The organism is Streptomyces sp. NBC_00466 (assembly GCF_041433995.1).
GTDB lineage: Bacteria > Actinomycetota > Actinomycetes > Streptomycetales > Streptomycetaceae > Streptomyces.
On record NZ_CP107896.1, the window covers coordinates 5,243,786 to 5,266,084 of the forward strand.

Annotated in this window: 21 protein-coding genes and 1 pseudogene; 12 read left to right on the plus strand and 10 right to left on the minus strand. The window is 72.2% G+C overall.

Going from position 1 to position 22,299, the window contains the following annotated elements; translation table 11 throughout:
- Positions 1-116: 116 nt before the first annotated feature.
- Positions 117-1,436, plus strand: coding sequence for an alpha/beta fold hydrolase (locus tag OG210_RS23615; protein WP_328325939.1), 1,320 nt, complete (start codon positions 117-119; stop codon positions 1,434-1,436).
- A gap of 75 nt (positions 1,437-1,511) precedes the next feature.
- A complete protein-coding gene (locus tag OG210_RS23620; protein WP_328325937.1) occupies positions 1,512-2,567 on the plus strand; it encodes a small ribosomal subunit Rsm22 family protein in 1,056 nt (351 codons plus the stop codon).
- Between the two features lie 90 nt (positions 2,568-2,657).
- Here the strand turns inward: OG210_RS23620 and OG210_RS23625 are convergent, their stop codons facing one another.
- Together OG210_RS23625 and OG210_RS23630 are read right to left on the minus strand one after the other, a co-directional pair.
- Positions 2,658-2,909: a hypothetical protein gene (locus tag OG210_RS23625; protein ID WP_328325935.1), complete on the minus strand. Its 252-nt coding sequence runs from the start codon at positions 2,907-2,909 to the stop codon at positions 2,658-2,660.
- Positions 2,910-3,179: 270 nt separating this feature from the next.
- Positions 3,180-3,695, minus strand: coding sequence for a MarR family winged helix-turn-helix transcriptional regulator (locus tag OG210_RS23630; protein ID WP_328325933.1), 516 nt, complete (start codon positions 3,693-3,695; stop codon positions 3,180-3,182).
- A gap of 166 nt (positions 3,696-3,861) precedes the next feature.
- Here OG210_RS23630 and OG210_RS23635 point away from each other — a divergent pair, with 166 nt between their 5' ends.
- Positions 3,862-5,076 carry an FAD-dependent monooxygenase gene (locus OG210_RS23635; protein WP_328325931.1) on the plus strand — a complete coding sequence of 405 codons (1,215 nt, stop codon included), beginning with the start codon at positions 3,862-3,864 and terminating at the stop codon, positions 5,074-5,076.
- Positions 5,077-5,215: 139 nt separating this feature from the next.
- Here OG210_RS23635 and ddaH read toward each other — a convergent pair.
- Positions 5,216-6,046, minus strand: a pseudogene (ddaH, locus tag OG210_RS23640) (dimethylargininase); the annotation flags it as partial.
- A gap of 189 nt (positions 6,047-6,235) precedes the next feature.
- On the opposite strand from ddaH, the gene OG210_RS23645 reads away from it, so the two are divergent.
- On the plus strand, positions 6,236-6,937 hold the full coding sequence (locus tag OG210_RS23645) for a TetR/AcrR family transcriptional regulator (protein WP_371538593.1): 702 nt from the start codon (positions 6,236-6,238) through the stop codon (positions 6,935-6,937).
- A 99-nt stretch (positions 6,938-7,036) separates the two neighbouring features.
- Positions 7,037-7,765: a bifunctional DNA primase/polymerase gene (locus OG210_RS23650; RefSeq protein ID WP_371538594.1), complete on the plus strand. Its 729-nt coding sequence runs from the start codon at positions 7,037-7,039 to the stop codon at positions 7,763-7,765.
- Positions 7,766-7,937: 172 nt separating this feature from the next.
- On the opposite strand, the gene OG210_RS23655 is transcribed toward OG210_RS23650, so the two are convergent.
- From OG210_RS23655 to efeO, 4 genes are all read right to left on the minus strand, one after another.
- Positions 7,938-8,909, minus strand: a complete 972-nt coding sequence (locus OG210_RS23655) for a hypothetical protein (protein ID WP_328335389.1) — start codon at positions 8,907-8,909, stop codon at positions 7,938-7,940.
- A complete protein-coding gene (gene efeU / locus OG210_RS23660; protein ID WP_371538596.1) occupies positions 8,797-9,765 on the minus strand; it encodes an iron uptake transporter permease EfeU in 969 nt (322 codons plus the stop codon). The genes OG210_RS23655 and efeU overlap by 113 nt, the downstream gene beginning before the upstream one ends.
- Positions 9,766-9,856: 91 nt before the next feature.
- A complete protein-coding gene (efeB, locus tag OG210_RS23665; protein ID WP_328325921.1) occupies positions 9,857-11,104 on the minus strand; it encodes an iron uptake transporter deferrochelatase/peroxidase subunit in 1,248 nt (415 codons plus the stop codon).
- Positions 11,105-11,152: 48 nt separating this feature from the next.
- Positions 11,153-12,298, minus strand: a complete 1,146-nt coding sequence (gene efeO, locus OG210_RS23670) for an iron uptake system protein EfeO (RefSeq protein WP_328325919.1) — start codon at positions 12,296-12,298, stop codon at positions 11,153-11,155.
- Positions 12,299-12,729: 431 nt separating this feature from the next.
- On the opposite strand from efeO, the gene OG210_RS23675 reads away from it, so the two are divergent.
- Both OG210_RS23675 and OG210_RS23680 read left to right on the plus strand, forming a co-directional pair.
- The gene (locus OG210_RS23675) at positions 12,730-13,443 is read left to right on the plus strand and encodes an urease accessory UreF family protein (RefSeq protein WP_328325917.1); all 714 of its coding nucleotides are present in this window, start codon (positions 12,730-12,732) and stop codon (positions 13,441-13,443) included.
- A 139-nt stretch (positions 13,444-13,582) separates the two neighbouring features.
- Positions 13,583-14,587: an urease accessory protein UreD gene (locus OG210_RS23680; protein ID WP_328325915.1), complete on the plus strand. Its 1,005-nt coding sequence runs from the start codon at positions 13,583-13,585 to the stop codon at positions 14,585-14,587.
- 27 nt (positions 14,588-14,614) lie between these two features.
- On the opposite strand, the gene map is transcribed toward OG210_RS23680, so the two are convergent.
- Entirely contained in the window at positions 14,615-15,472 is an 858-nt protein-coding gene (gene map, locus OG210_RS23685; RefSeq protein ID WP_328325913.1) for a type I methionyl aminopeptidase, read from the minus strand.
- A 30-nt stretch (positions 15,473-15,502) separates the two neighbouring features.
- On the opposite strand from map, the gene OG210_RS23690 reads away from it, so the two are divergent.
- Entirely contained in the window at positions 15,503-15,736 is a 234-nt protein-coding gene (locus OG210_RS23690; protein WP_328325911.1) for a hypothetical protein, read from the plus strand.
- Positions 15,737-15,895: 159 nt separating this feature from the next.
- On the opposite strand, the gene OG210_RS23695 is transcribed toward OG210_RS23690, so the two are convergent.
- Positions 15,896-16,498, minus strand: coding sequence for a hypothetical protein (locus OG210_RS23695; protein ID WP_328325909.1), 603 nt, complete (start codon positions 16,496-16,498; stop codon positions 15,896-15,898).
- Between the two features lie 94 nt (positions 16,499-16,592).
- On the opposite strand from OG210_RS23695, the gene npdG reads away from it, so the two are divergent.
- Positions 16,593-17,297 carry an NADPH-dependent F420 reductase gene (npdG, locus tag OG210_RS23700; RefSeq protein ID WP_371538599.1) on the plus strand — a complete coding sequence of 235 codons (705 nt, stop codon included), beginning with the start codon at positions 16,593-16,595 and terminating at the stop codon, positions 17,295-17,297.
- A gap of 66 nt (positions 17,298-17,363) precedes the next feature.
- Positions 17,364-17,555: a hypothetical protein gene (locus OG210_RS23705; protein WP_328325906.1), complete on the plus strand. Its 192-nt coding sequence runs from the start codon at positions 17,364-17,366 to the stop codon at positions 17,553-17,555.
- Positions 17,556-17,603: 48 nt separating this feature from the next.
- On the opposite strand, the gene OG210_RS23710 is transcribed toward OG210_RS23705, so the two are convergent.
- The gene (locus OG210_RS23710) at positions 17,604-18,407 is read right to left on the minus strand and encodes a site-2 protease family protein (protein ID WP_371538601.1); all 804 of its coding nucleotides are present in this window, start codon (positions 18,405-18,407) and stop codon (positions 17,604-17,606) included.
- 109 nt (positions 18,408-18,516) lie between these two features.
- Here OG210_RS23710 and OG210_RS23715 point away from each other — a divergent pair, with 109 nt between their 5' ends.
- Complete coding sequence (locus OG210_RS23715; RefSeq protein ID WP_328325903.1) at positions 18,517-18,909, plus strand: DUF6578 domain-containing protein; 393 nt, start codon at positions 18,517-18,519, stop codon at positions 18,907-18,909.
- 28 nt (positions 18,910-18,937) lie between these two features.
- Complete coding sequence (locus tag OG210_RS23720) at positions 18,938-22,264, plus strand: BTAD domain-containing putative transcriptional regulator (RefSeq protein WP_328325901.1); 3,327 nt, start codon at positions 18,938-18,940, stop codon at positions 22,262-22,264.
- Positions 22,265-22,299 lie beyond the last annotated feature (35 nt).

A 22,299-nucleotide genomic window follows, 5' to 3' on the forward strand; every position in this document is an offset into this window, starting at 1 on the left:
GTGCGGGGCAATGGCTCCGCACCGCCGCCCGCCCCACCGCCATCCGTCCGTCCGTCCGTCCGTTCCACCGTCATACGTCCGCCAGTCCGCCCGGGATCCGCGAAGGAGCGCTCCCCATGTCCACCCCCGCACCACCCCACTCCGACGACCACGCCTCCTACCGCCACGACGGTCTGGTCTGCACCGACCACACCATCGGCGTGCCGCTCGACCACCGGGACCCCGACGGGCCGTCCATCACGCTCTTCGCCCGGGAAGTCGTCGCCGAGGACCGCGAGGACAGTGAACTGCCCAGGCTGCTCTGGCTCCAGGGAGGTCCGGGCGGCCGTGCCGAACGCCCCAACGCCGCAGGCGCCTGGCTGCGCCGCGCCCTGCGCGACTACCGCGTCGTCCTCATGGACCAGCGCGGCACCGGCCGCTCCACCCCCGCCGACCGGCGCACCCTCGCCCGGTTCGGTACGGACGCCGGGGCCGCCGCCGCGTACCTCGGGCACTTCCGCGCCGACTCGATCGTCCGCGACGCCGAACTGCTGCGCCGCCGCCTCCAGGGCGACCGGCCGTGGAGCGTACTGGGCCAGAGCTTCGGGGGCTTCTCCACCCTGACGTACCTCAGCCTCGCCCCCGAAGGGCTCACCCGGGCCTACATCACCGGCGGACTGCCCACCCTCACCGGCCACGCCGACGACGTGTACCGGGCCGCCTACGCCCGCACCCTGGCCCACAACGAGCGCTACTTCGCCCGCTACCCGGCCGACCAGCGCATCGCCGACGCGGTGGCCGGGCACCTGGCGGAGCACGACGTCCGGATGCCCAGCGGCGAACGCCTCACCGTCCGGCGCTTCCAGACCCTCGGCATCGGCTTCGGGACCTCCGCCAAGTTCGACTCGCTCCACTACCTCCTGGAGACCGCCTTCACGGAGGGCGCCCACGGCCCCGAGCTCACCGACACGTTCCTGCGCGGGGCCGACGCCACCGTCTCCTTCACGGAACGGCCGTTGTACGCCGTACTCCACGAGCCGATCTACGCGCAGGGCGGCCGCCCCACGGACTGGTCGGCGCACCGCGTCCGCCGGGAGTTCCCCGCGTTCGACGCGGTCCCAGGGGCTCCAGTGCGGTTCACCGGCGAGATGGTCTATCCGTGGCAGTTCGACGAGGACCCGGCGCTCGTCCCGCTGCGCGGCGCCGCCGAAGCGCTGGCCGCGCGCACCGACTGGCCGGCTCTCTACGACCTGGACAGGCTCGCCGCCAACGAGGTCCCGGTCGTCGCGGCCGTCTACCACGACGACATGTACGTGGACCGGGAGCAGGCTCTCGCCACCGCGGGCGCCGTCCGCGGACTGCGGACCTGGGTCACCGACGCGTACGCGCACGACGGGGTGCGCGCCGACGCCGCGGTCCTGGACCGGCTGATCGCCATGGCCGACGGCGAGATCTGAACCCGCCGGACGCTCGGGCCCCGGCCAGGCCTGCGAGCCCGGCACGATCCAGACGAAAGGCCCTACACTCCTTCGGTGAACGACTCCCTCCGCACCGCCGAAGCCCTGCGCACCGCCCTGGCCGGGCTCCTCGACGGACTGCCGCCCAAACAGGCCGCCCAGGCCGTCGAGCGGCTGATCGCCAACTACCGGGGGACCATCCCCACCGGTACCCCGCTCCTGCGTGACCGCTCGGACGTCGCCGCGTACGCCGCGTACCGGATGCCCGCCACGTTCGAAGCGGTACGGGCGGCACTCGACGCGTTCCGTGCCGCGGTGCCCGGGTGGGTGCCCTCCCGGCACACCGACATCGGCGGCGGCACCGGTGCGGCGACCTGGGCGGTGGCGGGGGCCTGGGACGACGACCCGGACGGACGGGGCGGGGCGGACGGCCCGGGGACCCGGCGCACCACCGTGCTGGACTGGGCGGAGCCCGCGCTGGTGCTCGGCCGTGAACTCGCCGCGCAGTCCGGCTCATCCGCGCTGCGCGCCGCCGAGTGGCAGCGCTCTCGTATCGGACCGGGGCTCACCCTGGAGAGCACTGATCTGGTGACGGTCTCGTACGTCCTGGGAGAGCTGACCGAGGCCGGCCGCACCGCCGTGGTGGACGCCGCCGCGCAGGCCGCCCAGGCGGTCGTCGTGGTCGAACCCGGCACACCCGACGGCTATCTGCGGATCATGGCGGCCCGGGACCGGCTGACCGCCGCCGGCCTGCGGACAGCCGCCCCCTGCCCGCACAGCGACGCCTGCCCCATCGAGCGCGGTACCGACTGGTGCCACTTCTCGGCCCGGGTGAGCAGGTCGTCACTGCACCGGCAGGTCAAGGGCGGCTCACTCGCCTACGAGGACGAGAAGTTCAGCTATGTCGCCGCGTTCCGGGGAGAGGTGGCGACGGTCCCGGCCCGGGTCGTACGCAAACCCCAGATCCGCAAGGGCCTGGTCCAGCTGGAACTGTGCACGGCCCCGGGCGGACTTACCCGCGAGACCGTCTCCAAGCGCCACGGCGAGCTCTACCGCGCGGCCCGGGACACCGCGTGGGGCGACGCATGGCCGCCGCCCCACGTCGAAGGGCCGCCCGCGCCCGGGCAGTGAATCGGACACCTCCTGCGACCGGCCTCTGCTTGCCGTCCAGCACGGGTACGACGTGCTGGACGAGGACCGGGCGCCCGGTCGGACAGCGGGTCAGTGGCCGCCACTGGGCATGTCGCAGCCGGGGTGATCGGGGTAGCCGCCGAAGGCGTGTGCCTGGGTGGCATCGCGGCTCATGGTGACCTCCACACACAGCGGGGAGGCGTTGACCTCGATGAGGAAACCGACCCCGGTAGGACCCAGCTCGTGCGACTCCACCGTGTCGGCGGGGTAGCCAAGTCCGGTGAGCGCGCTACGGGTGCTCGCCGGGGTGAAGTCGCCGCTCTTGCGCAGCGGTTCGAGCACCTTCTCGATACGGCCGACGGCCGCGATTCCGTCGCATCGGCTCTGCCTGCCGTCAGCAGGGCCAGCGCCGCCAGCGGCAGGATCCCGCGCTGGACCTTCATCGTCCTGATCAACGTCATGTACCGATCATCGGCTGTGCCCCCGCGGCGGTCGTGAGTTCTCCTACTCAAGTCGGGGGATGTGCCGACCGGCACGATGCCGGAGACCGGCACCGGGCGACTCACGATGAGCGTGATCCGGCGCCGGTCAGGCTGATGCCCGGGACACTGTTCAGCCCTCGCCGCCCTCGTCGAACCGTGCCAGCCGGACCGTGACGTCGTCGACGAGCCGGGCCAGGAGCCGGGCGAGGTCGTCCCGGTCCTGCTGTGGCCAGTCGGTGAGTGCTTCGGCGAACCAGGCCAGCAGCGAGGTCACATACCGGTTGGCACCCTCCGCACCTGCCTCGGTGGGTTCGATGAGGCTCGCTCGGCGGTCGTGCGGGTCGGCGACACGTCGTACGAGACCGCGTTTCTCCAGGGCCTGGACCTGGCGGGTGACGTGCGGGCCCACGACCTGCATGCGGTCGGCGATTTCGCCGATCCGTAGTGGCCTGTCGGCTGTGCGGAGAGACAGCAGCACACCCATGGCGGGGCGGTCGAGGGTGAGGCCGGCCGCCTCGGTGGCGCGTTCGACGAGCCGGCCCCTGGTAACAGCGGCACTGAACTGGATGATCCGGGGCAGCACCGCGAGCAGGTCGGGGGGCGGCGGATTCTCCGATACGGGCGACCCGGGGGACTCGTGGGTCACGGCACCTCCATTTGCATACCTGAGTTAGGTATCTATATTGTAGGGGAGTGGCCTCCGCCATTACGGCGCTGCACGACCTCCATAAGGATACCTAAGGTACGTATCTTTGTCCCATGCGGTGCGTACCCCTTCATGCCGGGCATGTCCCGGAGGAAAGGTGAGAGCAATGAACCACGCATCCCGACCCGCCCGCCGCGTACTGATCTCCGGAGCGAGCATCGCGGGCCCCGCCCTCGCGCACTGGCTCGACCGGTACGGCTTCGAGGTGACCGTCGTCGAGAAGGCCCCCGCCGTGCGAGGGGGCGGATACGCGATCGACATACGCGGTACGGCCCGCGAAGTAGCTGACCGGATGGGCATGTTGCCGCGCCTCCGCGAGGCGCACGTGCACAGCCGGCGGATCACTTTCGTGGACGCGGCCGGCGAGACGATCGGCTCGCTGCCGCCCGAGCAGGCGACCGGCGGAGAGGCGGGACTCGACCTCGAAGTCCGGCGCGGTGACCTGGCCGACGCGCTCTGCACGCCGTTGCTGGAGCGGATCGAGTTCCTCTTCGGTGACTCGATCGCCGCGCTGGACGACGACGGAGAGGCCGTGCACGTCGTCTTCGACAGCGGCACTCGCCGCACCTTCGACCTGGTGATCGGTGCGGACGGACTGCACTCGAACACCCGCCGCCTGGTCTTCGGCCCTGAAGAGTCCTTCCACCGCTATCTCGGTCATATCTTTGCCGGCTTCACGCTCCCGAACGAGTTCGGGCTGGCGCATGAGGCGGCCATCTGGAACGTGCCGGGACGAGGCGCGGTCCTCTATGCCCACGAGCCGTCCGACGGTGTGCACGGCTTCCTCACCTTCACCCGCGAGGTCCCGCCCTTCGACGCCTTCCGCGATCCGCGGGCCCAGCGCGACCTGGTCGCGGCGCACTTCCCCGAGCGGGTCTGGCACCTGCCGCGTCTGGTGGAGGCGATGCGTGAGGCCGACGACCTCTTCTTCGACGTCGTGAGCCAGATCCACATGCCCATGTGGTCCCGCGGTCGCGTCGCGCTGGCGGGCGACGCCGCGCACGCGACCTCGTTCCTCTCCGGTCAGGGATCGAGCGTCTCGCTGGTCGGCGCGTACGTCCTGGCGGGCGAATTGGCCACGCACGCGGATCATGGCGACGCTTTCGCCGCCTACGAGCGCCGGATGCGGCCTTTCGCGGAACGCAACCAGGCACTGGCCACCGAGGGCGGCACTGTGGTGACGCCGACGACGCAGGAACAGCTCGACGCCCGCAACGCCGTGGTGCGTGACCCGCGGGCGGGGAGGGTGACGGCGAGGGCCGAAGAAGGGCGCGCGGCGCACTCGGGGCTGGTGCTGCCCGACTATGCGGCGGCCGTCTGAGACGGAGTATCGAGCCGCGCGGACGGCGGTGAACCGCGCCTCACCGGCCGGAAGCCCAAGTGCGTTCGTACGAGGGCTTCCGGCCGGCCCGGAAGGGGCACCCCGGAGTCACGATCACGCCGGGTCGGTCACGCCCCGGCTACGAACGCAGCTCCTGCGTACAGCACTTGACGCTGCCGCCGCCCTTGAACAGCTCGCTCAGATCCATGCCGAGCGGTTCGAAACCACGGTCCCGCAGTGGTGCGTAGAGGCCGACTGCGGCCTGCGGCAGCAGTACATGGCGGCCGTCGCTCACCGCGTTGAGCCCCAGCGCCGCGGCGTCCTCCGGGGCCGCGATCAGCGCGTCGGGGAAGAGCCTGGCCAGGACGGAGCGGCTGCCGGGCGAGAAGGCATCCGGGTAGTACATGATCTCGTCCGCCGAGTCGTCCAGGACGGTCAGCGCCGTATCGAGGTGGTAGTAGCGGGGGTCGACCAGGTCGAGGCCGATCACCGGGCGGCCGAAGAACTCCTGCGCCTCGTCGTGCGAGAGCGGGCTGGAGCGGAAGCCCCGCCCGGCCAGGATGTACGAGGAGGTGGCGGCGAAGTCGCCCTCGCCCTCGTTGACGTGGGCGGGCCGGTGGATCCCGGTGAAGCCGTGCGCGCGGAACCACTCCAGATGCGCTTCGGCCTCCTCGGCGCGCTCCGCGTGGGCGAAGCGGGCGCCGAGCACGCGCCCGTCGATCACCGTCGCGCCGTTGGCCGCGAAGACCATGTCGGGCAGGCCGGGCCGGGGTTCCAGGATCTCGACCGTGTGGCCGAGCGCGCGGTAGCGGTCGCGCAGGTCCTCCCACTGGGCGAGGGCCAGGGGCAGTTCGACCGGTTTCGAAGGGTCCATCCACGGGTTGATGGAGTACGTCACCCTGAAGTGTGCCGGTGGGCACATCAGATAGCGCCGGGTTCTGGCGTCACGAGGCAATGAGGGCTCCTCACGGCGGACATGGGCTGCGGGTGTGCAGCCGGTTGCTTGCCATGGTCCGCCCTGCGGGGCCCGCGCGATGTGCACCGATCGGGTGGTTCACCCACCGTGGCCGAACGCCCGCACAGCATCGGTACGGAAGCGCCACATCACGGGGATACCGAGACGACACGTATCGGATCCGCCGATGTTAGATTCCCCTCCATGGCCGACTCCCCGTCCCCCGCAGCGAAGCCGCCCGCCGGACGCCGGTCCGGCGCGCGGCAGCCCGGAACCCAGCCCCCGGCGCGGCCCGCCAGGGCGCCGGACGTCAGCCGCCGCAGCGAACGCTCACGCCGGGCCATCCTCGACGCGGCCCTCGCGCTGGTCTCGGAGACCGGCTACGACAAGCTGACCATCGAGGCCATCGCCGCCCGCGCCGGAGTGGGGAAGCAGACGATCTACCGCTGGTGGCCCTCGAAGGCGGCCGTCCTCCTCGACGCGTCCATCGCCCTCGCCGGGGACGCCGAGACCGAGGGCGACTGGAGCGGCTTCCCCGACACCGGGGATCTCGCCGCCGACCTCAAGCATGTGCTGCGGCTCACCGTCGACCAGTTCAACGACGAGAAGTACGACGCCCCCACCCGCGCCCTGACAGCGGCCGGGGCCACCGATCCGGAACTCGGCAGGCGCTTCACCCGCGAGCTGCTCGAACCTGCCCTCGGGCTGTACGAGGAGCGGCTGCGGTCCGCCGTCGCGGCCGGACAGGTCGGCGCGGACGTGGACATCCGGATCGCCGTGGAGATGCTGGTCGGGCCGCTCACCCATCGATGGCTCCAGCGCACCAACCCGCTCACCCACGCCTTCGCCGACACCTGTGTGGACCAGGTGCTCCGCGGTATCGGGGCCCGCCCGGACGGTGGCTGAACCACCCCGGCCGATAAGTGTGGTCACCCGGGGCGCAGGATGGTGGCAGCATGGAGGGTCCGTGGAGTATGCAGCGGCAGCGGTGAGGTGAGGGGATAGATGGGAACAGAGTTCGGCCGAGACCGTGGCCCGGCGAGCAGGATGACCCAGTGGCTGCGCCGCCGCCCCAGACAATCCCCTGACAACAACCTCGTCCGCGAGAAGCTCTTCCTCGCCGCCGCCGAAGCCGGGCTGCCCCTCTCGCCCGCCGCCCACCCCGTCGGGTACCGGTGCTCCTGCGACCGCGTGGGCTGTCCCACCCCGGCCAGGCACCCTCTCTCCTTCGCCTGGCAGACGCAGTCCACGACCGACCGCGCCCAGGTCGAGCGCTGGGTCCGCAACCAGCCCGAGGCCAACTTCATCACCGCGACCGGCATGGTCCTCGACGTCCTCGACGTGCCGCTCGACGCCGGGCGCAGCGCGCTGGAGCGGCTGCTCGCCGAGGGAATCCAGGTGGGACCCGTCGCCCAGTCGGGTATCGACCGGATGCTCTTCTTCACCGCCACCCGCGGTACGCCCGAGGACGAGGACGAGTGGTGGCCGTGCGAGCTGGACTGCCACCCCGAGACGATGGACGAGCACCCGGGGCTGCGCTGGCACTGCCGCGGCAGCTATGTGCTCGTACCGCCCGCCCGGCTGCCCGGTGAGGCGAGCGTGGACTGGGTGCGCGGACTGGAACATCCGCTGCCCGACCCGCTGACCCTGCTGGAGACGCTCACCGATGCCTGTGCGCGCCATGCCGACGGTGACCAGGACGCCCACGCGGTGGCGTGGCCACTCGGCCGCTGATCCGCAGCGCGCCCGGCCTGATGCGGACGGCGCCGAGCCTGAGCCGCACCGTGCCCGGCCCGCTGCGAGGCGGGCCGGACCCGTAAAGGTGCCGCACCCATACGACGTGCCGGACCCATGAACCGTGCCGGACCCGCTGAACGTGCCCGGCCCGTGCCCGGCGTGACGAGCCCTACGAGCCCTTCGCCGCCGTCAGCCCGGCCAGCCGGTTGAGGATCGTGACCTGTCCCTTCGCGGGGACCAGCGCCACCTGGCTGGAGATGCGCTCCTTGGTGATGGTGCTCGTCGCGTCACCGGTCATCAGCGCCTTCACATCCGCGGGCACCGACAGATGCAGCCCCTTCGCGGCGGTCTGCTGCTCGTAGTGCCGGGTGGAGAAGAAGACCAGCGCGCCGCCGCCCCGGATGGCCAGCCCCAGCGGCCGGTAGTCGCCGTCGGTGAGCGACCGGTCGACGTACTGCGTGGAGAGCCCCGGCAGATTCGCGTTCTTCGCCCGCGTCTCGCGCCAGACGGTGGTGTCGTTGCCGGGGGCGAAGTGGTCCGGGCTGCCGTTCTTCAGATACCCGGCGTACTCACCGCTGAGCTTCTCCGGAGCCACCGCGAGCGAGGGGTCGGCCGGTTCGGCGGGCTGCGCCCAGCCGTCCTTGTCCGTGGCGAAGTCGGGGATCGCCGACGGGCGGAGGACCGAGAGATAGGCGGCCTTCCACGGCTGGCCGGCCGCGTCCCGTACGAACACCACCAGCCAGCGGGTGTCCAGCCTGCCGCCGCCGTCCTGGTCCCGGTTGGAGTCCGTGTCGGCGACGAACCACCGCGGCCACCCGGCCTTCTTCGGGATGACGAACTTCGCGTCGGTGAGCTGAAGATCCGAGTGCTGTGCGTTGCCGGCCGGAGTGGTGACGTGCCGCGCCTTCAGCCCCGCCTGGTTGATGGCCCCGAGCGGACCGGTGACCCGGCCCTCGTCGAGAGCCGGGTCGTACGCCTTGTCCGCCTTGTTGTACGCGACGGTGAAAGCGGCGAGCGCCCGTGCCGCCTCAGCCTTCGTCGCTGACGGTACGACCTCCAGCTCGCCGTGCACCGTCATGCACCCGCTCGCCGTCAGCGACATCGCCGCCGTCGTCGCCAGCCCCGCCGTCAGCCGCCCCAGCCTGCCCATGAGTTGCCTTCTGCTCCTGCGATCCCGCTGCCTTCGAGGACGTGGTGAACCCTACCGGGGCGAAGAAGAACACGAGCGTGGGGACCAGGTACAGCGCCCATACCGTTGCCTGGAGCACCGTCGGGTCGGGCTGGAAGTTGAACACGCCCTTCAGGAGCGTCCCGTACCAGCTGTCCGGCGGGACGGCCGAGCTGATGTCGAACGCCAGACTCTGCAGACCGGGGACGAAGCCGGCCTCCTGCAGGTCGTGGAAGCCGTACGCCAGCACACCCGCGGCCACGACCACCAGCATCCCGCCGGTCCAGGTGAAGAACTTCGACAGGTTGATACGGACCGCGCCCCGGTAGAAGAGCCACCCGAGTACGACGGCGCTGAGGATGCCGAGCAGGGCGCCGATCATCGGCCCCTGGGCGCCGTCGGTCGAGGTGTGCACCGAGGACCAGATGAACAGCGCGGTCTCCAGGCCCTCCCGGCCCACGGCCAGGAACGCCGTCGCGACCAGCGCGCCCGTCCCCATCTGCAGCGCGGTGTCGAGCTTGCCGTGGAGTTCGGTCCTGAGATGCCGGGCGGTGCGCCGCATCCAGAAGACCATCCAGGTCACCAGGACCACGGCGACGATCGACAGTGAACCGCCGAGCGCCTCCTGGGCCTTGAACGTCAGCTCCTGCGAGCCGAATTCGAGCGCGAAGCCGAAGGCGAGCGACACCAGGACCGCGGTGGAGATACCGATCCACACCGGGCGCAGCGCGTCACGCCGCCCGGTCTTGACCAGATAGGCGATGAGGATGCACACGACCAGGCTCGCTTCGAGCCCCTCGCGCAGACCGATCAGATAGTTGCCGAACACGTCGGGTCCTTTCTGGTTGCAGGAACCGGATTACGAGAACGACGGAAAGTGGACAGAGGGGGAAAGGGCGGAGAGGGGCAGGAGCGGTACGTCAGGTGAAGAGCGCACGGCCCCACCAGTCGCTCTTGTCACGGACACCCGGCGGGACGGCGAAGTGCGCCGAACCCACGTGCTGGATGTACTCGTTGAGCGCGTCATGGCGGGCCAGACCGCGCTGGAGCGGGATGAACCCCTGCCGGGTGTCCTTCTGGTACGCGAGGAAGAACAGCCCCGCGTCCAGCCGTCCCAGACCGTCCGTGCCGTCGGTGAACGAGTAGCCCCGGCGCAGGATCCGGATCCCCTGGTTGCTGTCCGGATGGGCGAGACGCACGTGTGACGTCGGCAGCATCGCCTTCAGGAACGGCTCGTCGCGCTCCTTGGCCTTGCCGACCGGCGCGCCCTCGCCCTTGTCGCGGCCGAAGACGTCCTCCTGCTCCTGGAGCGAGGCGCGGTCCCAGGTCTCGATGTGCATCCGGATACGGCGGGCCACGAGATAGGAGCCGCCGGTCATCCAGGCCGCCCCGTCCTTCTCCGCCGCCCACACATGCCGCTTCAGCGCGGCCGTGTCGGTGCCCGAGATGTTCCGGGTGCCGTCCTTGAAGCCCATCATGTTGCGCGGGGTCTGGGCGTCCGGGGTGGTCGACGAGGTCTTGCCGAAACCCAGCTGTGACCAGCGGATCGCGATCTTCCCGAAGCCGATCCTGGCCAGGTTGCGGATCGCGTGCACCGCGACCTGCGGGTCGTCCGCGCACGCCTGGATGCACAAGTCCCCGCCGCTGCGCGCCGTTTCGAGGTTGTCACCGGGGAACTCCGGAAGATCGACCAGCGCTTCGGGGCGCCTGCCCTCCAGGCCGAACCGCCCCTTCTCGAAGAGCTTGGGGCCGAAGCCCACCGTCAGCGTCAGCCGGGACGGCTTCAGACCGAGCGCCTCGCCGGTGTCGTCCGGCGGGGCCTCGGGGAGACCGCCGTACGCCCCGTCGCCCACGGTGTGCCCCTGTGTCATCAGGGCGGCCGCCGCCGTCCAGTCCTTGAGCAGCTGGATCAGCTCGGCCCGGTCGCCGGTCGTCACGTCGAACGACGCGAAGTGCAGCCGGTCCTGGACCGCGGTGGCGATACCGGCCTGGTGCGCGCCGTGGAACGGCACGGCCGCGCCGGACTCCGCCACCGGAGCGCTGTCGCCGCCGGTGCGCAGCGCGGCGACAGCGCCGCCCGCCGCCACCGCCCCGATCGCGAGTCCGGCACCGCCCCAGCCGATCAGGGAACGTCTGGAGGGGGAAGGAGCGCTGGTCTCGTCAGCCATTCCGTGCTCCTGCTTCTGCTGTGCGGTCGTCTTCTCCGTGTGGGCCATCTACTTGGTGACCACGGCCGCTGCGAGCTTCGACAGCGGCTCGGCCAGGGCGTTGACGGCGTCCGACAGCTTCTTGCGGTCCGTCTCCGAGACCTTGTCGTACGAGGTGAAGTCGTACGAGGTCTTGTCGTTGCGGTAGTGGTCGAGCAGCGAGTTCAGCGCGGTGAACTGCTGGTCCAGGTCCTGGGTCAGAGCCGGCTGGTTCTTCGCCGCGACCGGCTTCAGCAGCTCGTACGCCTGCTGCGCGCCCTCGACGTTCGCCTTGAAGTCGACCAGGTCGGTGTGGCTGAAGCGGTCCTCCTCACCGGTGATCTTCCCGGTGGCGACCTCGTCGAGCAGTTCCTTGGCGCCATTGGCCATCGAGGTCGGGGTGATCGCCGCCGTGCCCACGCGCTTCTGCCAGTCGGCCAGGTCGGTGTCCAGCTCGGTCGCGAGGGCCTTCTCGGTGGCGCCGGTCTTCTTGTCGTGCCAGAGCGCCTTCTCCAGGCGGTGCCAGCCGGTCCACTTCTGGCCCTTCTCCAGGCCGTCCGCACGGGTGTCGGTCTTCGGGTCGATGTCGCCGAACGACTCGGCGACCGGCTCGGTGCGCTCCCAGCCGATGCGCGAGGGGGCGTACGCCTTCTTGGCCGCTGCCAGGTCGCCCCTGCGGATGGCGTCCGTGAAGACCTTCACCTTCGGCAGCGTCTCGTCGGCCTGCTCCTGGACGTACGTGCGGTACGCGGCGACCGCGGCGTCCAGCTTCGGGTCGCGCTTGACGGCCTTGCCGCCGGTGGCGGTGACCTTCTGGCGGATGCCGTTGCCCTTCATCCCGGGCTTGCAGGCGAGCTCGTACGAGCCGGCCTTCACCTCGGCGGTCAGGTTCTGCTTCAGGCCGGGCCCGATGTTCTCGCGCTCCGCGACGATGCGGTCGTCCGGGAAGAGCAGATAGACCTCGGTGACCTTGGAGCCCTTGTTCTCCAGGGCGAACTGCACGTGTCCGGCCGGGAATTCGGTCGTGGACACCTTGCAGGAGGAGTCGCTCGCGGTGACGGAGACGACGCCGCCGCTGCCCGCCTTGGCGTCGCTCTTCTCGGCACAGCCCGTGACGGCGGTGAGAGCGGCCACCGCCGTGGCGGCGGTGACGACGGAGAGTCGGACGGGTCGCATAGGGGCTCCACGCTGGGTGAATGGTCGAGTGAGGCAGCCCTAACTTAACCGAGGCTTACCTGACCGATACCCGTCCGTGTTGTGATTCAGGTCTCATTCCACCGGGCCGGTCACCGCCGCGTCACGGCCGGCCATCGCCGGGCCGAGTCGCTCCCGGTCCGTGCCGTGTGGCGCCGCTCACTCCATCGGGTCGTCTGGAGTGGCAGCCCGGCCGGGCTCTCGTAGCGTCGGAAGCGCGGCCTCCGCCGTGCCCGACTCCACTCAGTGATCTGCCCGAAGATCTGCCCGAACTGCCGAAACGAGGCAACCATGGCCGGCCAGCCGGTGTACCCGTACGGAGACGACCCACCGGTCGTCCCACGTGCCGACGGTTCGCTCGGAGCCGAACCGGGGCGCCGCGTGCCGTGCCGCCCGCCCTGCCCCCGCATCCGGTGACGCCCGCAGACCCGGCAGCCCCGGGCCCGCACGCTTCGCTCCTGGTCAGCCTGCAACTGGCGGACCCCGAGTTCCCGGGCGGCGGGTGCAACCCCGCGTACGAGTGGGACTGCCTGGTCCGGCCGGACCGGGTGGACCAGGCCGGCCTGGGGCCCCTGCTCCACGCCCTGCTGCGCCATGGCGTCGGCCCGTCCGACGCGACGGCCCTCGCCCTCGCCCATGCCGCCGCCACCGAGGGCTGCTGGGGCGAGGTGGCCGAGATCGACGAACGGCTCTACGCCGCCAAGCTCGGCCGGGAGCAGCGAGCGGCCGCGACCCGGACCGGCCGGCGGATGCTCGACCTGGGCCGTGCCGTGTTCCCCAGCGAGGCCGTGGAGGAGTTCGCCGCTCTGGTCGCGCGCAGGGAGGCGCCCGGCACCCGGGCGGTGGTCTCCGCCGTCATCCGGGCCGGTGCGGGCGTACCGCGCCAACAGGCGGTGACCGCAGACCTGTTCGGGTTCTGCGCCGCCTTCGCCGGAGCGGCCCGGCGGACGGGGGCGGCCGACCACGGCGCCGCGCAGCTGCTGCTGCGCGAGGCGGCGCCGGTGGTCGAGGAGGTGACGGCGGATGCCCTCTGCCGTGAACTCGCCGATCTGGGCGGCTGCGTGCCGGCGGCCGAAGCCCTGTCGGGGCTCCCCGGCCGCGCGCCGGCGCCGGCGTCCGCCGGCTGAGCGGGCACGCAGCGCACGACCTGCCGGCCCACCGGCCGCCAGAGACCGGAAGGAATCACCATGAACGACATATCGCGTGCGGTCCGCTGCCACCCCGGACTCTCTGTGCCAGGTGTCCGGCACGGGGCGGTGGTCTGACATGGCGCTCGTCACGGATGAGGTGCCCGAGACCTCGGGGACGGGACGCGCGCGGGGGGAGTCGCGGCTCTGCGCCGCGCACCACAGCCCCGGCCGGGTACCGCCCGAGGTGGCCGGGCACGCCCCCGGCGCCGGTGAATCCGCCGCAGGACCGTCCACCCGGGTCGGTCTCCTGGAGATGGGGTTCGAGCGGGTGAGCGGCCGCACCGAACTGGTCCGCCGCTACAGCAGGATGCCGCTGCGGACCGGCCGGCCGCAGTACCCGGACCCGCTGCGGCCGCAGATGGCGTTCGTCCGGCAGGCTCCGGTCGTGGGCGGCCTGGTCCAGGACGACCGCCAGCGCGTCGATGTCTGCTGCGGCGCCGAGACCGAGGTGCATCTCGCGACGGGGGCCGCGACCGAGGTCCGGCCGATGGAGCGGGGCTATGCCACCCGGCTGTTCAACCTCTCGGCGGGGCCGGACGCGTATCTGGAGTACCTGCCGGATCCGCTGCTCCCGCTCCCCGGGGCCCGGCTCTACCAGCGCACCGTGATCACAGCGGACCCCGCCGCCACTGTCGTCATCGGTGAGACGGTGGCGGCGGGACGGCCGGGGCCCGGTGCCCGCCACGGGTACGACGTGATCGGCCTCGACCTGGAAGTGCGCAGGCCGCACGGCAGACTGCTCGCCCTGGACGCGGTACGGCTGTGTCCCGACCGGCACGATGCGGCAGGTCCTGCGGTGCTCGCCGGACACACCCGGCTGGCTTCGCTCTTCGTCGTGACCGGCCGGTCGCCCGCGGCCGAGGTGGCCGACGCCCTGCACGCCGCACTCGACGGCATGGGGCTCCCGTACGGCGTGAGCGTGCTGCCGCACGACTGCGGCGCGTGGCTGCGGGTGCTCGGCGACGACGAGGCGGCCGTGGCGTCCGCCCGGTACGCGGGCTGGGACGCCGCCCGCCGGCTCCTCACCGGCTCGCGCGCCCCAGCCCCCGCGCCCGGGGGGCGCGCGAGCCGGGCGGCGTGAACTCCCGCGAGCGGGCCGCGAGCGGACTCAGGGCAGCGTGAGGATCTCCGCCCCGGTCTCCGTCACCACGAGCGTGTGCTCGAACTGCGCGGTCCGCTTGCGGTCCTTGGTCACCACGGTCCAGCCGTCCTCCCACATGTCGTACTCGTACGAGCCGAGGGTGAGCATCGGCTCGATCGTGAACGTCATGCCGGGCCGGATCAGCTCCGTGGCGTACGGGCTGTCGTAGTGCGGGACGATCAGCCCGGAGTGGAACGACGTGCTGATGCCGTGCCCGGTGAAGTCCTTCACGACGCCGTAGCCGAAGCGCTTGGCGTACGACTCGATGACCCGCCCGATGATGTTGATCTGTCGGCCGGGGCGCACCGCCTTGATGGCACGGTCGAGCGACTCCCGGGTCCGCTCCACGAGGAGCCGGGACTCCTCGTCGACGTCCCCGCAGAGGTAGGTGGCGTTGTTGTCCCCGTGCACCCCGTTGATGTACGCGGTGACGTCGAGGTTCACGATGTCGCCGTCCCGGAGCACAGTGGAGTCCGGAATCCCGTGGCAGATGACTTCGTTGACGGATGTGCAGAGAGACTTCTTGAACCCGCGGTAACCGAGGGTCGACGGATAGGCGCCGTGGTCGCACATGAAGTCATGGGCGACCCGGTCGAGTTCGTCCGTCGTCACACCGGGCGCGATGTGCTTGGCGGCCTCCGCCATCGCCTGTGCGGCGATACGGCCCGCGACGCGCATACGCTCGACGGTGTCGGCATCCTGGACTTCCGGACCGGTGTACGGCGTCGGCGCGGGCTTGCCCACGTACTCGGGACGCCGGATGTTTCCGGGTACGGAACGGGTGGGAGAAAGCTCCCCTGGTACGAGCAGTGACTGGCCAGACATGCCAGCGAGTGTATGAGAGAGGAACCGGCCATGGCTTTGTTCAAGAGGCGAACGACCGCGCAGCCGGGCGACTGGTACTACTGCCTCCAGCACAAAAAGGTCGAAGACGGGCCCGAGTGCCCGGGCAAGAACCGGTTCGGCCCCTATGCGACCCGCGAGGAGGCGGCGCACGCCATGGAGAAGGTGGCCGAGCGCAACGAGGAGTGGGACACCGACCCCAAGTGGAACGACGACAGGAGCGCCCGCACCGACGAGGAGGGCTGACGGTCCAGCCCCACCGCCCACCGCCCCGGCCGGACGGACCCGGTACCGGGGCGGGCGGGCGGGAGCGGGCCGGGCCCGGCCGCTCTGACGGTGCTGTTCCGGACGGTGGAGCGGCAGACCGCCCCGCACCCCGGCCGCCCCGCACCGGCCGCAACGGGACTACCAGCGGCCCGGCGGGGGAGCGGTCAGCTGGTCGGCGAGGCGCGACAGGCGGTCGCGGAAGCGCGGCTTGCCGCGCTGCGCGGGCAGGCTGTTCTCCCCGGCGGCGGCGCTGACCAGGTGCTGCACGGTGTCGAGATCCACCTCGTCACCGTCTGCCACGGTCAGCGTCTCGTGCGCGAGCCCGTGCACCTCCGGATCGCCGCCGTCCAGCGCCAGCACGGTGGCCCCCGCCCGCCGCGCCCCGTGCACCCGTTCGAGAAGCCCCGCGCCGGGCAGCCCCGGCGCGACGACGAGCAGCGTCTCGCCGCGCCCCGCCGCCTCGATCCGCCCGAGCCCCACGGAGAGATGCGCGGGCTCACCGCCCCCGACCCGGTGCCGTACCAGCGTGGGGGCCAGCTCGGGCAGCCCCGACCAGGCGGCCTCGTCCACGAGATGGGCCGCCAGATGCCACGGCTCGTACCGCTCGGTCCCCACCAGGAGCAGCCCCCCGCCGTGCGGCACCACGGACGACCGCAGCGCGGTGGCGAACCGGCGGGTGGCGCGCGGCCACTCCGTCCCGGCGAGTACTTCCCGGAGCAGCGCTACCCGTACGGCATCCATGGCCCGGCATCCTGCCCCACCGGGCCGCCCGGCGCGGGCTGTTGGCCGCTCCTCATCCGTACGGGTATCGGGTACCAGCAAGTAGGGTCGGGCCATGACTTCCACCGACAGTGCACAGCAGCCGGCCGCCAGGGACCCCTGGGACCTCCCCGACGTATCGGACCTGGTCGTCGGCGTCCTCGGCGGGACCGGCGACCAGGGGCGCGGGCTCGCCTACCGGCTGGCCAGGGCGGGCCAGAAAGTGATCATCGGCTCCCGCGCCGCCGAGCGGGCCCAGGCCGCGGCCGCGGAGCTCGGACACGGCGTCGACGGCGCGGAGAACGCCGAGTGCGCACGCCGCAGCGACGTGGTGATCGTGGCCGTGCCCTGGGACGGGCACGCCAAGACCCTGGAGTCGCTGCGGGACGAGCTGACCGGCAAGCTCGTGGTCGACTGCGTCAACCCGCTCGGCTTCGACAAGAAGGGCGCGTACGCCCTGAAGCCCGAGGAGGGCAGCGCCGCCGAGCAGGCCGCCGCCCTGCTGCCGGAATCCCGGGTGGCCGCCGCCTTCCACCATCTGTCGGCCGTGCTGCTCCAGGACCCGGCGATCGAGCAGATCGACACCGATGTGATGGTGCTGGGCGAGGAGCGCGCCGACGTCGAGATCGTGCAGGCGCTTGCCGGGCGGATCGCCGGGATGCGCGGAGTCTTCGCCGGCCGGCTGCGCAACGCCCACCAGGTCGAGTCGCTGGTCGCCAATCTGATCTCCGTCAACCGCCGGTACAAGGCCCACGCGGGGCTGCGCGTCACCGACGTGTGAGTGCGACCGGGGCATGGGGGACACTGGGGGGCGAACAGCCTTTGCCCCCGGACAGGAGCCGCCCCCATGCCCCGCCTCGCTCTGTACGCCCTCGTCGTCTGCGCCCTCGCCGTGGCAGCGGCCGTGGTCTCCTTCGTCCAGGGCAGCTTCATCGGGATCGTCTGGATCCTGCTGGCGGGACTCTCCTCGAACATGGCCTGGTTCTATCTGCGCAGGAGCCGCGCCGCGAAGTCGGCGAGCGCACCCGCCACCCACTGACCGGCCGCACCGGCCCGGCGGGAACAGGCCCGGTCCGGGCCGCCGCCGTTACCCGGCCGGGCAGAAGAACCCGGGGGGCGTGCCGTACCAGAAGCGGTAGAAGTTCTGCCCGCAGTACGTGTCGTTGCCGCTGACCCCGACGCCGCGCAGGATCGCGTCGATCAGGTCGAAGAACGCGTGGTTCAGCGACGGGATCCACAGCAGGGCGAAGACCGCCAGCATCCCGACCTGACCGAACGGCTCGACCTGGCGGCGGATGCTGTACGGCAGCCAGGGCTCGATCACCCCGTACCCGTCGAGCCCCGGCACCGGCAGGGAGTTCAGGATCGCCGCCGTGAACTGGAGCAGCGCGAGGAAGCCCAGCGCGTAGCGGAACAGCGGCGGTACGCCGTCCAGCGCGTGCAGCCAGAACGGCGCAGTGCAGACGAACGCGAACAGCACGTTCGTCAGCGGTCCCGCCGCCGAGATCAGGCTGTGCCGCCAGCGGCCCCTGATCCGGCCCCGCTCGATGAAGACCGCGCCACCGGGCAGCCCGATCCCGCCCAGCACCAGGAAGATCAGCGGCAGCACGATGGACAGCATCGCGTGCGTGTACTTCATCGGGTTCAGGGTGAGATAGCCCTTCGCGCTGACGGAGATGTCACCGCTGTGCAGGGCGCTGCGGGCGTGCGCGTACTCGTGCAGGCAGAGCGACACCACCCACGCCGACGTCACGAACAGGAACACGGAGAAACCGGGGACCTTCGAGAAGTCCGCCCACACCGCCCAGCCGGTGACCGCCATGACAGCGACGATCCCCAGGAAGACCGGACTGATCCGCCGCTCGCTGCGGCGGGTGAAGGCGGTGGTCATGGACGGAGCTCCTGATGCGTGGGCGGCCGGGTCTCAAGTGCTCCGACCGTACAGGTGACACGCGGTAAACGTCTCGCGGTCGGGGAGGGGTTCCGGGCAGGGTGGGGGCATGACGGTATGGCAGGTGGTGTACGCGGACTGGGAGATGGAGTGCTGCGGCACCCCGTTCTCGGTGGGCGACGAGGTCACCTGGACCGTGGGCCCGTACGACGGGGCCGGCCCCGGTCTGCCCGACGGGACGCTCCGCGTCTCGAACCACAGCATGGGCGGCCCGGACGCGGAGCCGCTGACGGGGCGCGTCCGGTCGATCCAGGTGATGACGGAGGAGTTCATGGAGGCGCCGGACGGGTCCGGGTGCGAACCCGTGCCGGGGCGGCTCGGGCTGCGCTCCGTGCGGAGCTGCCCGAAGTGGTTCAGCCGCGAGGCGGACGGGGCCGGCGGGCCCGGTCAGGACAGGCGTGCGACCGGTGTGCTGGTCGCGCTGGAAAGACCGGGCGGCTGAGGTGGGCGGAGTAACGGACAATGGGCCCGTGCGCTACCGGATCCTCTCCACGACCCAGGCGCTCCGCCCCGACGGCACGGCCGTCGCTCTCGGCGGGGCGCGGCTGCGTGCTCTCCTCACCGTACTGGCGCTGCGCGTCGGACGGACCGTCCCGGCGGCCGTGCTGGTCGGCGAGGTGTGGGACGGCGAACCGCCCGCCGACGCCACCGGTGCGCTCCAGGCGCTGGTGGCCCGGCTGCGGCGGGCGCTCGGGCATGAGGCCGTCACCTCCGTGGACGGCGGGTACCGGTTGTGCGCGGATCCGGACGACGTCGATCTGTACCGGTTCGAGCGGCTCGCGGGGGAGGGCGCGCGGGCCCTGGACGAGGGCGACCCGGCCAAGGCGGCCGGTCTCCTGGAGGACGCGCTGGCGCTGTGGCGGGGGATGGTGCTCGCCGACCTCCCCGACCGCACGGCCGTGGCGGCCCGCTGGGAGGCCAGGCGTCTTGACGCGCGCCGGGCGGCGCTCGGCGCGGCGCTCGCGCTCGGCCGGGCCGATGAGACGCTGCCGGAGCTGGCCGCGCTCTGCGCCGACCACCCGATCGACGAACCGCTGCAGGCCCTGCGGGTCCGGGCGCTGCGGGACGCGGGGCGGACGGCGGAGGCGCTCGTGGCGTACGAGGAAGTGCGGCGCGGTCTCGTGGAGCTGCTCGGCGCGGACCCGGGGCCCGAACTGCGCGCGCTGCACGCCGAGTTGCTGTCGCCCGGCATGCCCGCTGGGCCTGCTGCGCCCGCAGAGCCCGCCGCGTCTGCCGAGTTCGCCGCTACGCGGGCTGCCGGTTCCGGGGGGCGCGCGCCCGGCAACCTCCGGGCCCGGCTGACCAGTTTCGTCGGACGTGAGAGCGACATCGACGCCCTGCGCGGCGACCTCGCATCGGCCCGGCTCGTCACGCTGCTCGGACCCGGCGGGGCCGGGAAGACCCGGCTCTCGCAGGAGGCGGCCGAGGCCGCCGCCGGGGCCTGGCCCGACGGGGTGTGGCTGGCCGAACTCGCCCCGGTGGACGACCCGGAGACCGTGCCCGAAGCGGTACTCGGCGCGCTCGGCGCCCGCCAGACGGTACTGCGCGGCGCGGGCGCCGAGGAGATACGCGCCGCCGACCGGCACGCGGACGACCCCCTCACCCGGCTCGCCGAGCACTGCTCGCGGCGCCGGATGCTGCTCCTGCTCGACAACTGCGAGCACGTCATCGCGGCTGCCGCCACCCTCGCCGAGACGCTCCTCGCCCACTGCCCCGGCCTGACGGTCCTCGCCACCAGCCGGGAGCCGCTCGGGGTGCCCGGCGAAGTCGTACGCCCCCTTGAGCCGCTGCCCCAGCCGTCCGCGCTCCGGCTGTTCGCCGAGCGCGGGAGCGCCGCGAGACCGGGCTTCCGGACCGACGACGACCCGGAGGCCGCCACCGAGATCTGCCGCCGCCTCGACGGGCTGCCGCTCGCCATCGAACTCGCCGCGGCCCGGCTGCGGATGCTCTCCCCGCGCCAGATCGCCGACCGGCTGGACAACCGGTTCCGGCTGCTCACCGGCGGCGCCCGGACCACCCTGCCGCGCCAGCAGACCCTGCGCGCGGTCGTCGACTGGTCCTGGGACCTGCTGGACGAGCCGGAGCGCACCGTGCTGCGCAGGCTCTCCGTATTCGCCGGGGGCTGCGGGCTCACCGCGGTGGAGGCGGTGTGCGGCGACGACGCGCTGGACGGACTCGGCTCGCTGGTCGACAAGTCCCTGGTGGTGGCGGCCCCTTCGGGCGAGGGCGAGATGCGCTACCGGCTCCTCGAAACCGTCGGCGAGTACGCGGCCGAGCGGCTCGACGAGGCGGGGGACCGCGCCGACGCCGAACACCGCCACCTGGTGCACTACCGGGAGCTGGCCAGGCGGGCCGACCCCGAGCTGCGCGGGCACGGGCAGCGCGCGGCCATCGACCTGCTGGTGCGCGAGTACGAGAACGTGCGTACCGCCCTGCGCCGGGCCGTGGCGACGGGCGACGAGCAGGAGGCGCTGGTCCTGGTGCACTCCCTCGCCTGGTTCTGGCAGATGCGTGATCTGCGCAGCGACGCCAGGCACTGGGCCGACGCGACCGCGGACCTCGGTCCTGACCCGTTCGAGCCGCCGGTCGCGAAGGCCCCGCCGCTGCATGAGCGGTGCACGGACGCCCCGCCGCCGATGAGCCCCGAACTGCTGGAAGAGGCGCGGCGCGGGGTGCGGCTGATCCATCTGGCCTCCGCCGACCACGATTTCGACGACTGGACCACCCCGGCGAGCAAGGAGCGGCTCAGCCGGGTGGTGGAGGCCTACGGCCCCGGGCTGCCGCAGACCTGCCGGAGCCCAGCCTCGCTCTGGTTCTTCGCGATCATGCTCACCGGCTCCCCCGCCCAGCTGCGGGATACGCTCGACATAACGGTACGGTCCTGCCGGGACTTCGGGTACGAGTGGGAGCTGGCCGTCGCCCTGCAGTTGCGGGCCAACGTCCTGGCGAACCGCAGCGACTGGGCGGGCGACGCCGCCAGGGACGCCGAGGAGGCCCTCGACATCTTCATCCGCCTCGGCGACGCCTGGGGTGCCGCCGAGGCGCTCTCGGCGCGGGGCGAGGCGCGTGAGCGGCGCGGCGAATTCGCGCTCGCCGGCGAGGACTACCGGATGGCCTTCGGCTACGCCGGGCAGCTCGGCGCCCGGACCCAGGTCGGGGTGTTGCGGGCGCGATACGCCGGGGTGCTCCTCGAAGCGGGCCGCGGCGACGAGGGCGAGACGATCCTGCGGCAGATCCTGGAGGAGGAAAGCAGGCCGGACGTCGGGCACGAGGTCTGGCCGGTGGCCCGGATGCTCCTCGCCACCTGGCTGGGCCGCACCGGCCGGCCGGCCGAGGCGCGGGTCGAACTGGCCCTGCTGCACGAGAAGTTCAAGCTGGGGCCGCTCGCCGTCTTCGAGGGCATGCTGTTCGGTCTGATGGCCTGGCTGGACAACGAGGAGGGCCAGTACGCCGAGGGCCGTGCGACGGCGCGGAAGGCGCTCATCCGGACCCGTGACCCGCTGTCGCTGATGGTGGCCCCGCAGATGCCCGCCACCCATCTGGTCACGTACGCCTGGGCACTGGCGGGACCCGGCGATCCGGCGGACGCCCGGGACGCGGCGCGGCTGATCGCGGCGTCCGACGCGCAGCTGCCGCCTGGTCACTTCAGCGGGACGCTGGAGCGCGGCAACCGCGAGAAGGCCGAGGCGGCAGCCCGGGCCGCCCTGGGGGACGCCGGCTACGAGAGTGCGTACGCCGAGGGCGGTGGCCTCACCCCGGAGGAGGCCACCGCCCTGGTGGAGCGACGCGATCGGTGAACGGGACCGCCGGGTCATCAGGCCCGGCGGCCTGA

Excerpts from the sequence above, each read along its gene's own strand:
- OG210_RS23615 (WP_328325939.1), top strand. The coding sequence starts at position 117 with ATGTCCACCCCCGCACCACCCCACTCCGACGACCACGCCTCCTACCGC.
- OG210_RS23635 (WP_328325931.1), top strand. The coding sequence starts at position 3,862 with ATGAACCACGCATCCCGACCCGCCCGCCGCGTACTGATCTCCGGAGCG.
- OG210_RS23645 (WP_371538593.1), top strand. The coding sequence starts at position 6,236 with ATGGCCGACTCCCCGTCCCCCGCAGCGAAGCCGCCCGCCGGACGCCGG.
- OG210_RS23650 (WP_371538594.1), top strand. The coding sequence starts at position 7,037 with ATGGGAACAGAGTTCGGCCGAGACCGTGGCCCGGCGAGCAGGATGACC.
- efeB (WP_328325921.1), bottom strand. The coding sequence starts at position 11,104 with ATGGCTGACGAGACCAGCGCTCCTTCCCCCTCCAGACGTTCCCTGATC.
- efeO (WP_328325919.1), bottom strand. The coding sequence starts at position 12,298 with ATGCGACCCGTCCGACTCTCCGTCGTCACCGCCGCCACGGCGGTGGCC.
- OG210_RS23680 (WP_328325915.1), top strand. The coding sequence starts at position 13,583 with ATGGCGCTCGTCACGGATGAGGTGCCCGAGACCTCGGGGACGGGACGC.
- map (WP_328325913.1), bottom strand. The coding sequence starts at position 15,472 with ATGTCTGGCCAGTCACTGCTCGTACCAGGGGAGCTTTCTCCCACCCGT.
- OG210_RS23690 (WP_328325911.1), top strand. The coding sequence starts at position 15,503 with ATGGCTTTGTTCAAGAGGCGAACGACCGCGCAGCCGGGCGACTGGTAC.
- OG210_RS23695 (WP_328325909.1), bottom strand. The coding sequence starts at position 16,498 with ATGGATGCCGTACGGGTAGCGCTGCTCCGGGAAGTACTCGCCGGGACG.
- npdG (WP_371538599.1), top strand. The coding sequence starts at position 16,593 with ATGACTTCCACCGACAGTGCACAGCAGCCGGCCGCCAGGGACCCCTGG.
- OG210_RS23705 (WP_328325906.1), top strand. The coding sequence starts at position 17,364 with ATGCCCCGCCTCGCTCTGTACGCCCTCGTCGTCTGCGCCCTCGCCGTG.
- OG210_RS23710 (WP_371538601.1), bottom strand. The coding sequence starts at position 18,407 with ATGACCACCGCCTTCACCCGCCGCAGCGAGCGGCGGATCAGTCCGGTC.
- OG210_RS23715 (WP_328325903.1), top strand. The coding sequence starts at position 18,517 with ATGACGGTATGGCAGGTGGTGTACGCGGACTGGGAGATGGAGTGCTGC.